Annotated in this window: 13 protein-coding genes; 9 read left to right on the top strand and 4 right to left on the bottom strand. The window is 66.9% G+C overall.

Annotation, left to right across the window (positions count from 1 at the left end):
- The first annotated feature begins 211 nt into the window (after nucleotides 1–211).
- The 6 genes from JJB11_RS16180 (at nucleotide 212) to JJB11_RS16155 (ending at nucleotide 6,251) form a co-directional block, all read left to right on the top strand.
- A complete protein-coding gene (locus tag JJB11_RS16180) occupies nucleotides 212–1,015 on the top strand; it encodes a crotonase/enoyl-CoA hydratase family protein (protein ID WP_201173501.1) in 804 nt (267 codons plus the stop codon).
- A gap of 8 nt (nucleotides 1,016–1,023) precedes the next feature.
- Entirely contained in the window at nucleotides 1,024–2,175 is a 1,152-nt protein-coding gene (locus JJB11_RS16175; protein ID WP_201173499.1) for an acyl-CoA dehydrogenase family protein, read from the top strand.
- A gap of 2 nt (nucleotides 2,176–2,177) precedes the next feature.
- Nucleotides 2,178–3,263 (top strand): acyl-CoA dehydrogenase family protein, encoded by a 1,086-nt coding sequence (locus JJB11_RS16170; RefSeq protein WP_201964878.1) that lies wholly within the window; start codon nucleotides 2,178–2,180, stop codon nucleotides 3,261–3,263.
- Between the two features lie 10 nt (nucleotides 3,264–3,273).
- The gene (locus tag JJB11_RS16165; RefSeq protein ID WP_201173486.1) at nucleotides 3,274–4,500 is read left to right on the top strand and encodes a CaiB/BaiF CoA transferase family protein; all 1,227 of its coding nucleotides are present in this window, start codon (nucleotides 3,274–3,276) and stop codon (nucleotides 4,498–4,500) included.
- Between the two features lie 62 nt (nucleotides 4,501–4,562).
- On the top strand, nucleotides 4,563–5,480 hold the full coding sequence (locus JJB11_RS16160) for a LysR family transcriptional regulator (RefSeq protein WP_201173484.1): 918 nt from the start codon (nucleotides 4,563–4,565) through the stop codon (nucleotides 5,478–5,480).
- A 156-nt stretch (nucleotides 5,481–5,636) separates the two neighbouring features.
- Nucleotides 5,637–6,251 (top strand): LysE family translocator, encoded by a 615-nt coding sequence (locus tag JJB11_RS16155; protein ID WP_201173482.1) that lies wholly within the window; start codon nucleotides 5,637–5,639, stop codon nucleotides 6,249–6,251.
- Between the two features lie 139 nt (nucleotides 6,252–6,390).
- On the opposite strand, the gene JJB11_RS16150 is transcribed toward JJB11_RS16155, so the two are convergent.
- The 4 genes from JJB11_RS16150 to JJB11_RS16135 are packed head-to-tail and all read right to left on the bottom strand — an operon-like array spanning nucleotide 6,391 to nucleotide 10,173.
- Complete coding sequence (locus JJB11_RS16150; protein WP_201173480.1) at nucleotides 6,391–7,350, bottom strand: tripartite tricarboxylate transporter substrate binding protein; 960 nt, start codon at nucleotides 7,348–7,350, stop codon at nucleotides 6,391–6,393.
- 1 nt (nucleotide 7,351) lies between these two features.
- Nucleotides 7,352–8,278 (bottom strand): TauD/TfdA dioxygenase family protein, encoded by a 927-nt coding sequence (locus JJB11_RS16145; RefSeq protein ID WP_201173478.1) that lies wholly within the window; start codon nucleotides 8,276–8,278, stop codon nucleotides 7,352–7,354.
- Between the two features lie 39 nt (nucleotides 8,279–8,317).
- Nucleotides 8,318–9,310 (bottom strand): Bug family tripartite tricarboxylate transporter substrate binding protein, encoded by a 993-nt coding sequence (locus JJB11_RS16140; protein ID WP_201173476.1) that lies wholly within the window; start codon nucleotides 9,308–9,310, stop codon nucleotides 8,318–8,320.
- Nucleotides 9,307–10,173 (bottom strand): TauD/TfdA dioxygenase family protein, encoded by an 867-nt coding sequence (locus tag JJB11_RS16135; protein WP_201173473.1) that lies wholly within the window; start codon nucleotides 10,171–10,173, stop codon nucleotides 9,307–9,309. The genes JJB11_RS16140 and JJB11_RS16135 overlap by 4 nt, the downstream gene beginning before the upstream one ends.
- Nucleotides 10,174–10,257: 84 nt before the next feature.
- On the opposite strand from JJB11_RS16135, the gene JJB11_RS16130 reads away from it, so the two are divergent.
- From JJB11_RS16130 to JJB11_RS16120, 3 genes are all read left to right on the top strand, one after another.
- On the top strand, nucleotides 10,258–11,160 hold the full coding sequence (locus JJB11_RS16130; protein WP_277988834.1) for a LysR family transcriptional regulator: 903 nt from the start codon (nucleotides 10,258–10,260) through the stop codon (nucleotides 11,158–11,160).
- A 475-nt stretch (nucleotides 11,161–11,635) separates the two neighbouring features.
- The gene (locus tag JJB11_RS16125) at nucleotides 11,636–12,259 is read left to right on the top strand and encodes a BRCT domain-containing protein (protein ID WP_201173467.1); all 624 of its coding nucleotides are present in this window, start codon (nucleotides 11,636–11,638) and stop codon (nucleotides 12,257–12,259) included.
- 253 nt (nucleotides 12,260–12,512) lie between these two features.
- Nucleotides 12,513–13,067 carry a hypothetical protein gene (locus JJB11_RS16120; protein ID WP_201173465.1) on the top strand — a complete coding sequence of 185 codons (555 nt, stop codon included), beginning with the start codon at nucleotides 12,513–12,515 and terminating at the stop codon, nucleotides 13,065–13,067.
- Nucleotides 13,068–13,196 lie beyond the last annotated feature (129 nt).

Genomic DNA, 13,196 nt, shown 5'->3' with positions numbered 1-13,196 from the left:
ATGGAAAGCTTCTCTCGATCTGCGGGCGAATGTTGAAGGCGTTTCCGCAAGGACAAAAGCGATATTTATTCATCGGCGCATAGTCGTTTTTTCGAAGCCGCGCGGGCCGGCCGTCATTCCAAAAGCGACTGCGCGCCCATGCGGAAATGTCGCTTTCCATCGTCACGGGGGCTCCCTACACTGCCTGTCGATCCGACGACGAGGAGCTTGCATGAGTGGATATCTTCTGTACGACCAGACGGCAGAAGGCGTGGCGGTGGTGACCATGAACCGGCCGGAAGAGCGCAATGCGCTCACCGAGGAGCACCAGATGCTCGAGTTCGTGGAGCTGTGCGCGCGCATCCGCCGCGACCGCAGCGTCAAGGCCCTGGTGCTCACCGGCGCGGGCTCCGCCTTCTCCGCCGGCGGCAACCTGAAGAACATGCGGGACAAGAAGGGCTTCTCCGCCGGCCAGCCCGCGGACATCCGCGACGCCTACCGCAACGGAATCCAGCAGATCCCGCTCGCGCTGTACGAACTGGACGTGCCGACGATTGCCGCCGTCAACGGCCCGGCGATCGGCGCCGGCATGGACCTCACGTGCATGTGCGACATCCGCATCGCCTCCGAGCGCGCGAGCTTCGCCAGCAGCTTCGTCAAGCTGGGCATCGTGCCGGGAGACGGCGGCGCGTGGCTGCTCGCGCGCACCATCGGCCAGCCGAAGGCGATGGAGTTGATGCTGACCGGAGACACGTTCGACGCTGCCCGCGCGCTGGAACTCGGTCTGGTCTCGCGGGTGGTGCCGCACGACGAGCTCATGCCGCAGGCGCTGGCGCTGGCGGGCCGCATCGCCGCCAACCCGGCGCGCACCGTGCGCCTCACCAAGCGGCTGCTGCGCGAGAGCGACCACATGTCGCTGGCGACCTCGCTGGAGATGGCCGCCGCCTATCAGGCACTGGCCCACTACACCCCCGACCACGACGAGGCCGTGCTCGCCTTCCTCGAGAAGCGCAAGCCGGCATTCACCGGCCGGTAAGGAAAGCCATGATCGATTTCAATGGCCAACCGGCCGACCTCTCGGTCTACGAGCCCACGCGACGGCGCGTGCGCGAGTTCCTCGCGTCGGAACTGGCCCGCGGGTCCTTCAAGCCGTGGCAGGTCACCTGGACCACCTTCGACCGGGAGTTCAGCCGGCGCGCGGGCGCCGCCGGCTTCATCGGCATGACCTGGCCGCGCGAGTACGGCGGCCAGGAAGCCTCGGCGCTCGAACGCTATGTCGTCGTCGAGGAAATGCTTGCGGCCGGCGCGCCGTGCGGAGCGCACTGGATCGCGGACCGCCAGTCCGGCCCGCAGATCCTGAAGCACGGCTCGGAGCGCGCCCGGCGCGAGATCCTCCCGCGCATTGCCCGCGGGGAGTGCGCCTTCGGCATCGGCATGAGCGAGCCCGACTCCGGCTCCGACCTCGCCGCCGTGCGCACGCGCGCCGACAAGGTCGACGGCGGCTGGGTCATCAACGGCACCAAGGTGTGGACCACCAATGCGCACCAGGTCGACTACCTGATCACGCTGGTGCGCACCGCGCCCGCCGGCGAGCGCAAGCACGAAGGCCTGACGCAGATGATCACGCCGACGAACGTCCGCGGCATCACGGTGCGGCCCATCCTCGACCTGTCCGGCCACCACGAATTCAACGAGGTTCACTTCGAGGACTACTTCGTTCCCGACGACATGCTGGTGGGCGAACCCGGTTCGGGCTGGGCCATGGTCACGGCGGAACTCGCCTACGAACGCAGCGGCCCGGACCGCTACCTCAGCGCCTGGCAGCTCCTTGCCGCGCTGGTCGATCGCATCGGCCCGCAGCCGGACCGCCACCAGTCGGTGCAGGTCGGCCGGCTGGTGGCGCACGCGATGGCGCTGCGCCGGATGTCGACGGTGATCGCGGGCATGCTCGATCGCGGCGCCAATCCGCAGGTCGAGGCCGCGCTCGTGAAGCACGCCGGCACCGGCTTCGAGCGGGAGATCCCGGAGATCGCGCGGCTGCTGGTCGAGCGGGCTGGCGGCAGCGGCGACGCCGCGGCGACGCGTTTCGACGAGGCGCTGCGGCAGGTCACGCTGACCGCGCCGAGCTTCACCTTGCGAGGCGGCACCCGCGAGATCCTGCGCGGCGTGATCGCCCGCGGACTGGGACTGAGATGAACATGGACGACGGCTTTTCCTCCATCATTTCGGAACAGGCGGACCGCCAGTTCCGCGACCTCCTCACCGGAGAAGCAGTGCACGCCGCGAGCGCGGGCCGGTGGCAGCAGCCGCTCTGGGACTCCGTGGAGAGCTCGGCGCTGTCGCTCGCCCTGGTGCCCGAGGAGCAAGGCGGCGTGGGGCTGGCCGCGACCGATGCCTTCGGCATCGTGCGGCTCTCCGGTTATCGCGGGTTGCCGCTGCCGCTGGGTGACACGATGGTCGCCAAGGCGCTCTGGAGCGTCGCCGGCGGCGACCTCGAGCTCGCCGGCGACAGGCCCGTCCTGCTGGGATCGCAGGCAGCAGGCGAGCCATTGCCGCTGCAGGAAGGCCACGGTGGCCTGGCCGTCAGCGGCGTCGTGGATCCCGTCGTGTTCGGCGACGTCGACGGCAGCCTGCTGGTGCACGCGCGATCGGAAGTGGGCGAGGATTTCCTCGTGCTGCTGGACCTGAAGGCGCTCGCGGGCGAGCGCTGTGCCGGACCGGCGCTCGAAGCGCAACACGCCTTCCGCCTGGAGCGCGTCGCGGTGCCCGCGGAGCGCCGCCGCCGGTGGCGGGCTGGCCACCCGCTCGCCCTGCATGCGCACGGCGCGCTGCTGCGCAGCGTGCAGATGGTCGGCGCCATGCAGCGCTCGCTGGAGCTGGGCCTGCAGTACGCGGGCGAACGCGCGCAGTTCGGCAAGGCCATTGCCCGCTTCGCGCCGGTGCAGGACATGCTGGTCGAGGCGGCCGCGGAAACTGCGGCCGCCGTGACCGCCACGGGCCTGGCGCTCGCGCACTGGCAGCCGGAGTGCGACGAAGACATGCTCTTCTGCATTGCGGCAGCCAAGTCGCGCAGCGGCGAGGCCGCCGGCAAGGTGAGCGCGCTGGTGCACCAGGTGCACGGCGCGATCGGCTTCACGCAGGAACACTCACTGCACCAGTACACGCGCCGCCTCTGGGCCTGGCGCGACGATTTCGGTGCCGAGTCGTTCTGGAACCGATGGCTCGGCGACCAGGTGTGCGCTGCGCCGGGCAGCGATCTGTGGCAGCGCATCGCGAGCATCTGAAGGCAGACACATGAGCAAGAGCCGCTTCAAGAATGGCCCGCTGGAGGGAGTCCGGATCGTCGATCTCACGACCGTGGTGCTCGGGCCTTATGCGACCCGGATCCTGGCGGACCTCGGCGCCGACGTGATCAAGGTGGAGACGCTCGCCGGTGACCAGACGCGGCACTACAAGCCGCTGAAGCATGCCGGCATGGCTGGCTACTTCATCAACCTGAACCGCAACAAGCGCAGCATCTCGGTGGACCTGAAGACGCCGCAGGGCATGGCGATCCTCAAGCGCCTGATCGGCAGCGCCGACGCGTTCATCCACAACATGCGGCAGCAGGCCGCGGACCGGCTCGGCCTCGGCTACGAAGGCGTCCGCGCCCTGCGTCCCGACATCGTGTACTGCGGCGCCGTGGGCTTCGGCTCGGCCGGCCCGTATTCCGGCCGCGCGGCCTACGACGACGTGATCCAGGCGGCCTCGGGTCTCGCCGGCCTGCATGCGATGGTGCACGGCGAGCCGGCGTTCGCCCCCACCGTGCTGTGCGACAAGATCACGGGGCAGACCGTCGCCTACGCCGTCCTCGCGGCCCTGCTGCAGCAGGCCAAGGGCGGCGGCGGGCAGGCGGTGGAAGTGCCCATGCTGGAGACGGCCGCGGAATTCGCGCTCGTCGAACACCTGCACGGCGCGACCTTCGAGCCGCCGCTGGGAGAGATCGGCTTCAAGCGGGTGCTGAGCAAGTACCGCAAGCCGTTCCGCACGGCCGACGGCTACATGTGCATCCTGCCGTATTCGGACAGCAACTGGGCCGACTTCTTCCGCTTCACCGGGCGCACCGAGTTGCTGGGCGACGCGCGGTTCCGCGTGCTCGCGGATCGCGTGCAGCACATCGACTTCCTGTATGCGGCGGTGGAGCAGGAGGCGCCGCGCTTCGCGAATGCCGAATGGCAGGCCTTCTGCGATCGCGTGAGCATCCCTTGCATGCCGGTGAAGAGCCTGGACGAAGTGCTGGACGACGAGCATCTCGCGGCCGTCGGCATGTTCCCGCTGCACGAGCATCCGACGGAGGGCCCCTACCGCGTGGTGCGCAGCCCGGTGCAGTTTGCGCAGCCCTTCCAGGTGCGCCACCATGCGCCCCGGCTCGGGGAGGACTCCGTGGGCATCCTGGAAGAGGCGGGCTTCTCCAGCGCGGAGATCGAAGGCTTCGTGCGCCACGGCGTGGTCCAGGCCCCGCTGGAGATGGCGGCCGACTGATTCCTGCGCGGGGGGAGCGCGCAATGCGCTCGGGTAAACTGGTCGGTTCCCGAGGACTCCCCATGACCCTGAAGCAGCTCGAGGCGTTCTACTGGGCGGCGAAGCTGGGCACCTTCGCGATTGCAGCCAGGCGCCTGCACGTCACCCAGTCTTCGCTGTCCAAGCGGATCGCGGAACTCGAGACCGACCTGGGGCAACTGCTCTTCGACCGCCACAGCCGGCGCGCGACGCTCACCGCCGCGGGGGAGATCCTGCTGCAGAAGGCCGGCACGATGCTGGAGTTCGAGCGCGAGATCCGCTCCAGCCTGGCCAGCCAGGAGCTGCAGGTCCGCGGCGTCTGCCGCTTCGGCCTCACGGAGCTCGCCGCCACCACCTGGTTTCCCGCCTTCGCGGCGCGGCTCGAGCAGGGTTACCCGGATGTCGTGCTGGAACCGACGGTAGCGCTCTCCAGGCCGCTCGAAGTGGCGATCGCCCGCGGCGAGCTGGACGTCGCGAGCATCGCCGGCCCCTTCAGCGCCTCGGAAGTCCAGGGCCGGCCGGTCGCCGACATCGAGTTCGTCTGGACCAGTTCGCCGTCGCGCCTGCGGCGCCGCACGGTGCTGTCCCCCGGGGACTTCGAGAAGCATCCCGTCATCAACAACACCCAGGACTCGGGCCTGTCCGCGGCCTTCGAGAGCTGGTCGCGCGCCAACGGCATCCGCGTCGGCAAGACGATCCAGTGCAACAGCCGCGCGGCGATCATCGCCCTGACCATCGCGGGCGCCGGCATCAGCTTCCAGCCGCGCGACTACGTGCAGCCCCTCTTCGACCACGGCTCCCTGATTCCCCTGGAAAGCGATCCGCCGATGCCGCGGCTGACCTACAACCTGATCTGGCGGCGCGACGACGAGCGCCCGCTCATTCGAACCATCGTGAACCTGGTGCAGGACGAGGCGGATTTCGGCGCAGCCAACGTCATCTGGACGACCGGCGAGTCATAGAGGCCGGCTGACCCGGACGATGCGGCGAGTCGAGTTGGCCAGCTGCGCGCCCTTCTCAAAGCCCCCGCTTCAGAGATCGCGCCGAAGGCCCTTCCCTCTTGGCATTCGAGTGCCAGCCGACGTAAGCACATCGACATTGACTCGCGAAAGTACAGGATGATCACCATCGAATTCCTGATCACGTCGCTGATCGTCGTGCTGATTCCCGGCACGGGCGTGATCTACACCGTCTCCACCGGATTGATGCAAGGCCGCCGCGCCAGTGCTTTTGCGGCGCTGGGCTGCACCGCAGGGATCGTCCCGCACCTCCTTGCCACCATCTTCGGCCTGGCAGCAGTCATGCATACCAGCGCGTTGGCGTTCCAGGTGCTCAGGTATGCGGGGGTCGCCTATCTCCTGTACGTCGGATTCGCGACGCTTCGAAACAGGTCTCAGTTTGCCGTCGACGACAGCGGCGGCGCGCCTACGCCTGCGGGGGTCGTCGTGAAGGGATTCCTGCTCAACATCCTGAATCCGAAGCTCACCATCTTCTTCCTTGCATTCCTGCCGCAGTTCGTGGACGCGAGCTCGCCCGACACGATGTCGCAGCTGCTGCTCCTGAGCGCCGTATTTATGGCCATGACCTTCGCGGTGTTCGTCGTGTACGGCTCCATTGCCCACGGCTTTCGCCGGAAGATCATCGAGTCACGGCGAGCACAGGCCTGGTTGCGCTATGGGTTCGCAGCAGCATTCGTAGCCCTCGGAGCGAGACTGGCCCTCAGCGAGCGATGATCTGCATGACAGACTGGCTGGCGGAGAGATGGGGCCGGGGGGCGGTCACCGGGGTGTGAGGACGGCCGTTCGACGGGGCCCCTCGAGGCCCCGCGACGTCTGTTCTACACGCGCGCCTCGCTGACGCGCCCGTCCCGGATCAATCGAGCGAGATGTTGGCCGAACGGATCACTCCGCCCCAGCGCGCGACTTCCTTCTGGATGTACTCGTTGGCCATCGCCGGGCTACCGGTCATGGTCTCCGCGCCCAGATCGCCGAGGCGATTGACGAAGGCCGGATCGTTGACCACCGCGTTGAGTGCCGCGTTGTACTCGCGGACCAGCGAGGGCGCCGTGTTCGCCGGAGCCAGCAAGGCGAACCAGCCCTGGATCTCGTAGCCCGGAAGCGTTTCGGCGACCGCCGCCACCGACGGCAGCAACGGCGAGCGCTTCTCGCTGGTGACGCCCAAGGCCCGCAGCGCACCCGACCGGATGTGCGGAACCATGAGCGCGACGTTATCGAACATGATGGGCGTGCGACCGGCAATCAGGTCGGGCAGCGCCGCAGAACTGCCCTTGTACGGGATCTGCGTCATCTCGACGCCAGCCAACTTCTTGAACAGTTCGGCGGCCAGATGTTGCCCGGTTCCCGGGCTCGCGGTGGCGTACTGGAACTGCCCCGGTTGCGCCTTCAGCAGCGCGATGAATTCGGCCACCGACCTTGCGGGGATTCGCGGATGCACCACCAGGACATAGGGGGTTCGCGCGACCATCCCGATCGCCGTGAAATCCTTTTCCGTGTCGAAGGGCAGCTTCTTGTAGAGGCTCGCGTTGGTGGCGTGGCTGCTCGGGACGAACAGAAGGGTCGCGCCGTCGGGAGCGCTCCTGGCCACCATTTGCGCGGCGATGTTGCCGCTGGCGCCGGGCCGGTTCTCCACGATGACGGAGCGTCCGAGCTTCTGGCCCAGGTTGGCTGCGACGATGCGGGCGAGGACGTCCGTCGTGCCGCCCGGTGGAAAGCCGACCGAAATCCGGATCGGCTGGTCCGCCGCATACCCGGGAAAGGCTGCCGCGGCGGCGGCGGTGGCCAGCAGCGACCTGCGCGTGAGCTTCAGGGCCATGTCAGTCGTGGAGCGTCGAAACGCCCGCGGCGATCTCGTGGCTCGTGATGTTCGCCGCCTTGTGCGCTGCTTCCGCGGCTTCCGGATTCTCGTAGCGACCGTAGTAGTCGCCCATGGTGGACGTGCGGATCATGTGCCGGAACTCGTTGGGCGCATAGTCGCCGACGGCCAGGTGCGTGAGGCAGCGGTTGTCCCACAGCACGAGGTCGCGCACCTCCCAGCGATGGCGGTACACGAAGCGCGGCTGCACGGAGTGCTCGCACAAGAACTTGATGATCGGCTTGCTCTCGGCGTCGCTCATTCCGACGAAGGTCCGGACCCGGTCGTTGACATAGAGCGCCGGCTTGCCTGATTCCGGATGGATGCGGACGGCCGGATGCACGACCGGCGGATTCAAGCGCTTGAACGCTTCCATGATGGCCGGGTCGCGCCGGGCCGAGATGAGGCTGACGTCGTTCACGGCTTCCAGGTCGTCGAGGAAGGCGCGCATCTTCGGCGAAAGCGATTCGTAGGCCGCGTACATGCTGGCGAACATCGTGTCGCCGCCCACGGAGGGCTTCTCGATGCAGTACACCATCGTCGCCTTCGCGGGACGGATGGTGTACGAAAGGTCGGTGTGCCAGTTCTGCCCGTTGTTCGCCCCCGGGGGAATCTTGCCGTTGAGCGGCTTGTTCGACAGCAGCATCACCTGGTCGTACTCGGGATGCCGGTTGAAGGGCTGGCTGTCGTAGTTGTCCAGTTCGCCGAAGTGCTTCGTGAAGGCGATCAGCGACTCCGGATCGAGCTGCTGGCCGGGAAACACCAGCACGAGGTGCTTCGTCCAGGCATCCTTGATCTGCTGGATTTCGTCGGACTTGAGCGGCCTGGAAAGGTCGACGCCCGTGACCTTTGCACCGAGTGCATAGCCGACCGGTTGGACTTCAATCATGAACAATCTCGCAAGTGGGGGGAGTGAACTGACGACGCCTCAGGCGTCCATCTTGATGTGCGCTACGCGGACCACCTCGCGCCAGCGCTGGATCTCGGCCAGCTGGAACTCGCGCAACTGCGCGCCGGCCGGACCACCGGGCTTCGCACCGAGCTCCACGATGGCCTTGCTGATGCGCGGCTGCTTGAGGATGTCGACGACCTCGGTCTGCAGCGTTTGCAGCAGGGGACCCGGTGTCTTTGCCGGCGCGAAGAGCCCGTACCAGGCCGACGACGAATACCCGGGTACGCCCGATTCGCTGATCGTGGGCACGTCGGGCAGTGCCGGGCTGCGCTCCGGGTCGCACACACCGATCGCGCGCAGGGAGCCGCCCTGGATATGCTGCAGCACGAGCGGCAGGTCGGCGAACATGATGGGCACGCGGCCGCTCAGCAGATCCGCCAGCGCACCGGCGCTGCCCTTGTAGGGGACATGCTGCATGGAGGTGTGCGTGGTGTACTTGAACATCTCCGCCGCGAGATGCTGCGAGGCGCCCACCCCGCCCGAGGCGTAGCTGAACTCCTGGGGACGGCTCTTGAGCGCCTGGATCAGCTCACCGACCGTGCGGACCGGAAGCGACGGATGCACGACCAGCACCAGCGTCGCGACGCCCACCAGCGCGATCGGTGCGAAGTCGCGCACCGGGTCGTACGGCATGCTGGTGTAGATCAAGGCATTGGTCGCATGGGTGCCGATCGACCCCATCACCAGCGTGTGGCCGTCGGGCGCGGACTTGGCGACCACGTCGGCGCCGATGTTGCCGCCCGCGCCCGGGCGGTTCTCGACCACCACCGCCTGTTTCAGGCGCTCGGACAGCGGCGCGGCCACGATGCGCGCCAGCAGGTCGGTCGAGCCGCCGGGCGCGAACGGGACGACCAGCCGCAGCGGCCTGGCCGGAAACGCCTGCGCGTGCACGCTCGCGGCGGCCTGTGCGCCCACCGCGAGCGAAGCCAGGGTACGCAGGATCGCGGAACGACGGGAGAAACTGCTCATGCGACGCTCTCCATGTTGGCGACATGCCCGCTCGCCGTACCCAGCACGGTGGTGCGCTCCAGGTGCCGGCGCTGGCGCGGGTCGTAGTTGCCCAGTGCCAGGTGCGAGGTGCAACGGTTGTCCCAGACCAGCAGGTCGTCGGCTTGCCATTTGTGACGCAGCAAGAACTGCGGCCGGGTCGCATGCCGCACAAGGAACTCGACGAGGGGCAGGCTCTCCTCGGGCGTCATGCCCTCGAAGCACTTGACCTTCTCGCCGATGTACAGCGCCTTGCGGCCTGTCTCCGGATGCACGCGCACCACCGGCTGCGCCACCGGCGGATTGAGCCTGCGGTTCTCTGCCTCCCACCGGGTCGAAAGGCCGGAGTTCTTGCGCTCCGGCAGGTGGATCCCGTGCAGGTCCTCGATCAATGCCTTCATCCGCTGCGAAAGCGCCTCGTACGCCAGGTACATGTTGGCGAACAGCGTGTCGCCCCCCACCGGAGGCACGGCGACGGCGCGCAGCAGCGAGCCCAGCGCGGGCGCCAGCGTGAACGACATGTCGGAGTGCCACATCTGCCCGGTGAAGCGCGAGTTGGACGGGCTGCCATCCGGCTTCGCGTCGTTGCTCACCATCAGGAGTTCCGGATGCGTGCCATCGCGGTCCAGCGGCAGCGACTCGTGGCGATCCAGCTCGCCGAAGCGGCGGCTGAAGGCGATGTGCTGCTCGCGGGTGATCTTCTGCCCGCGGAACAGGAGAACGCCGTACTGCAGGAAAGCGGCATGGACGGCACGCCAGTCGGGGTCGGAACACGGGCTCGTCAGGTCCAGTCCACGGACCTCGGCGCCGAGGGCGTAGGAAAGGGGACGTACTTCTATCGTCATGCGGGTCTCCTGCCGCGATTCCAGCATAGATGACACGTTTCGATAATCGGTAAGATCGGAAGGACTTATCAGCTGGGCTGAAGAATGCAACTGCGGCGCATCGAGAGCTTCATGGCGGTGGCGGACCTTGGCAGCTTTTCGGGGGCCAGCGCCAGGCTGCATCGTTCGCCGGCGGCCGTGAGCACGCACGTGCAGCAGCTCGAGGCCGAACTCGGCGTGCGCCTGTTCGACCGGACCACCCGCCGGGTGGCGCTGACCCCGGAGGGCAGGCTGCTGCTGGGGCGCTGCCGCACCGTGATGGCGGAACTGGACGATGTGAGCCGGGAACTCGGCGACCGCTCGCAGCTGCGCCGCGGCCATGTGTCGCTTGGCACGGTCCCCTCCATCTCCGGCCTGCACCTGCCGGCTGCGCTGGCCGAGTTGAAGACGCGCCATCCGGGCATCACGCTGGAGTTGCATGAAGGCTCGATGAGCAGCATTCATCATGACCTGCGCGAGCGCACCACCGATTTCGCCATCGCTGCCGAATTCGGCGATGCCCGGGACCTGAGCCACCAACCCGTGCTGTCCGATCCGTTCGTTGCGGTGCTGCCGAAGAACGCCCGATTCGAGGGGCGCAGCATCTCGCTGCCGGAACTCGCGCGCTACGACCAGCTGGCCCAGCCCCGCGACACCGCTGTGCGCGCCAGCGTCGAACAGGCCTTCCGCGCGGCCGGCCTCGCGTTCTCGCCCACCATCGAAGTGGCGCACCACCAGACAGTGCTGAACATGGTGGCGGCCGGCCTCGGCGTCGCGGTGTTGCCTATGATCTGCGTCCCCACCGGCCCGCAGCGCGGCTACCGGGTGGTGGCGCTGCGTCCGCGCGGACTCGCCCGCGAGATCTGCATCATCACCGTGCGCGGCAAGATGCTGTCGCCGGCCGCCGCGGAATGTGCGCGTTTGATTGCGGGGACGCTGAAGACACACGGGACGCATCGAGCGGCCTGACCATTCGCGTCGCGTGAAGGCCCTGGACTCAAGGGCGACGGCTGCGGTGCGCTTCTGTGCGTAGTGGTGAGGGATTCGCCCTCCCGCCGCATCGCCTCTTCCATGCGTTTTTCATACCCCAAAGCAACTGGCCCGCAGCAGATCTTCGTTCATCGCATGCAAAGTCTTCTGCGCTGACGAGCGTTCGTCGAGCAGCTTCAGGGCTTCATCACGGAAGGTCGCTTCGACGCCACCCGAGCTTGTCCTCCCCCAAGCACCTGCAAGCCGCCAAGTTTTCCCTGAATGTCCAAGCGTACCGAACGCGCCCCGGGCCCCGCCCCGCACTCCGGGTGCCCCGGCGATCGGAGCATCGGCGATGCATCGGCCAAATGGCCTAGAACCGGCGTTTTAAGGTGAAACACCGTCGCGCTAGCCACTGCTGACGAGCAAGGTGGCTGCGCGATCTAACGTCTTGGGATCATCCTCGGGAGAAACCATGTCGAACCTCTACACGCGCCAAGCCGCCGCCTTTCGCAACGAAATGCGGCAGTCATGTGCCGCGCTAGTTGGCATTGTGCAAGGCATCCTCTCAGACGGCGAGCTGCAGGATCGCGAGATCCACTTTCTCCAATCGTGGTTGCGGGGGGCTGAGAACGTGTCGCTCACCTGGCCCGGGTCAGTCATCTACGCGCAGGTGAACGACGTGTTGGCCGACGGGGTGATCACCGCCGAGGAGCGTGATCATCTAACAGACACGCTCCTCAAGTTGGTAGGCGGCACATTGGAGGAACTGGCCGAGTCGCAGCACGTGACCGGGCTGGCGTTAGACAACGTCGCGGAGATCGAGGTGCAAGAGAGGCTCTTCTGCTTCACGGGCGACTTCGTTTTTGGGCCTCGCTCGACGTGTGAGCAGTTCGTCATCCGCCGCGGAGGTTTGACCTCTGCATCAGTCACCAAGAAGCTGCATTATCTGGTGGTCGGCGGCTTGGGGAGTGACGAATGGAAGCACGGGAGCTTCGGAACCAAGATCGAAAAGGCCATGGAACTGCGTCAAAGCGGTCTTCCGATCAAGATCGTGCATGAGGACACTTGGGCCTCATCCCTTAGGCCAGCTGGTTAGGCAAGCCGGCTCACCAGCGATACGCGTCTCTTCGCTTCGTCATCGAGAGCCCATACTCGCGCGGTGATCGCCGGGGGCACCGGTGAGGGCGTCGGCACCGCGGGTGCAGGTATGGGTGAGGTCGCGGCGGTGATGCTCACACGCGCCGGAGTCGGCGCTGCGCCTGGTGGTACGAGCGGGTTAGCGCGGCATCGGCGAGCGTTTTGGCGGTATCGTCATGTGACCGCCCAACCCACCCGTGAGGTGCGCACTCGTGGCCTACGACATCTTTCAAAGTTGCATGCTGGTTCCCGGCTTGTCCCGAAGCGAATGCGCAAGCTGGGTTCAAGCCTGGGGCTCGCTGATCGCAATAGGCGCTGCATTCATTGTGGGCAACAGCCAGATCCGAGTGGCCAGGAAGCATGCGAGCATTGCCGCGCGTCCGCACCTTGACTGGGGAACAGATCGCGTTCCCGGGCGGCCCGTTCGACTGTACATTGTGAACTCTGGCCTCGGTCCGGCGATCATCAATTCGATCGTCATGACCTACAAAGGTCAGGCCTACCCAGTGGAAAGCCTCGATCTGCCAGAGCGAATCGAACAGGAAGCGCGGGAGGTCGTCGGATGCGCCGAGTGGAACATGTTCAGCCCAGGCTCCGTGATTCCCGCCGGCGCTCGCATTGCCCTCTTCATCTTCGAACGTAAAGACATAGGCTTCACAACGCACGAGGATGCCCTGTCGTTCTTGGACCGCTTGGGCCTAGAGATCAGATATTCGTCCCTTTACGGCGACTCGTTCGCGATGACGCGCACCGCGCGCCCCGAATAAGATGGCGGGACGAATCGACAGCAGGCACCGGCAGCGCTCGATCGTTGTGAGGAGCTCTCGAAGGGCTTCCGGTACCCACATCACGACGGACTGCGCGAAGTGAAAACGATCATCTTCGCCCTGCGTACC

This window comes from Ramlibacter ginsenosidimutans (assembly GCF_016654015.1).
Taxonomy (GTDB): domain Bacteria; phylum Pseudomonadota; class Gammaproteobacteria; order Burkholderiales; family Burkholderiaceae_C; genus Ramlibacter; species Ramlibacter ginsenosidimutans.
Note: the sequence above shows the minus strand (reverse complement) of the source record. Positions and strands in the feature narration are given on the sequence as shown.

What these genes read in the sequence shown, in the direction of transcription:
- JJB11_RS16180 (WP_201173501.1), top strand. Translation starts at nt 212, where the DNA reads ATGAGTGGATATCTTCTGTACGACCAGACGGCAGAAGGCGTGGCGGTG.
- JJB11_RS16175 (WP_201173499.1), top strand. Translation starts at nt 1,024, where the DNA reads ATGATCGATTTCAATGGCCAACCGGCCGACCTCTCGGTCTACGAGCCC.
- JJB11_RS16170 (WP_201964878.1), top strand. Translation starts at nt 2,178, where the DNA reads ATGGACGACGGCTTTTCCTCCATCATTTCGGAACAGGCGGACCGCCAG.
- JJB11_RS16165 (WP_201173486.1), top strand. Translation starts at nt 3,274, where the DNA reads ATGAGCAAGAGCCGCTTCAAGAATGGCCCGCTGGAGGGAGTCCGGATC.
- JJB11_RS16160 (WP_201173484.1), top strand. Translation starts at nt 4,563, where the DNA reads ATGACCCTGAAGCAGCTCGAGGCGTTCTACTGGGCGGCGAAGCTGGGC.
- JJB11_RS16155 (WP_201173482.1), top strand. Translation starts at nt 5,637, where the DNA reads ATGATCACCATCGAATTCCTGATCACGTCGCTGATCGTCGTGCTGATT.
- JJB11_RS16150 (WP_201173480.1), bottom strand. Translation starts at nt 7,350, where the DNA reads ATGGCCCTGAAGCTCACGCGCAGGTCGCTGCTGGCCACCGCCGCCGCC.
- JJB11_RS16145 (WP_201173478.1), bottom strand. Translation starts at nt 8,278, where the DNA reads ATGATTGAAGTCCAACCGGTCGGCTATGCACTCGGTGCAAAGGTCACG.
- JJB11_RS16140 (WP_201173476.1), bottom strand. Translation starts at nt 9,310, where the DNA reads ATGAGCAGTTTCTCCCGTCGTTCCGCGATCCTGCGTACCCTGGCTTCG.
- JJB11_RS16135 (WP_201173473.1), bottom strand. Translation starts at nt 10,173, where the DNA reads ATGACGATAGAAGTACGTCCCCTTTCCTACGCCCTCGGCGCCGAGGTC.
- JJB11_RS16130 (WP_277988834.1), top strand. Translation starts at nt 10,258, where the DNA reads ATGCAACTGCGGCGCATCGAGAGCTTCATGGCGGTGGCGGACCTTGGC.
- JJB11_RS16125 (WP_201173467.1), top strand. Translation starts at nt 11,636, where the DNA reads ATGTCGAACCTCTACACGCGCCAAGCCGCCGCCTTTCGCAACGAAATG.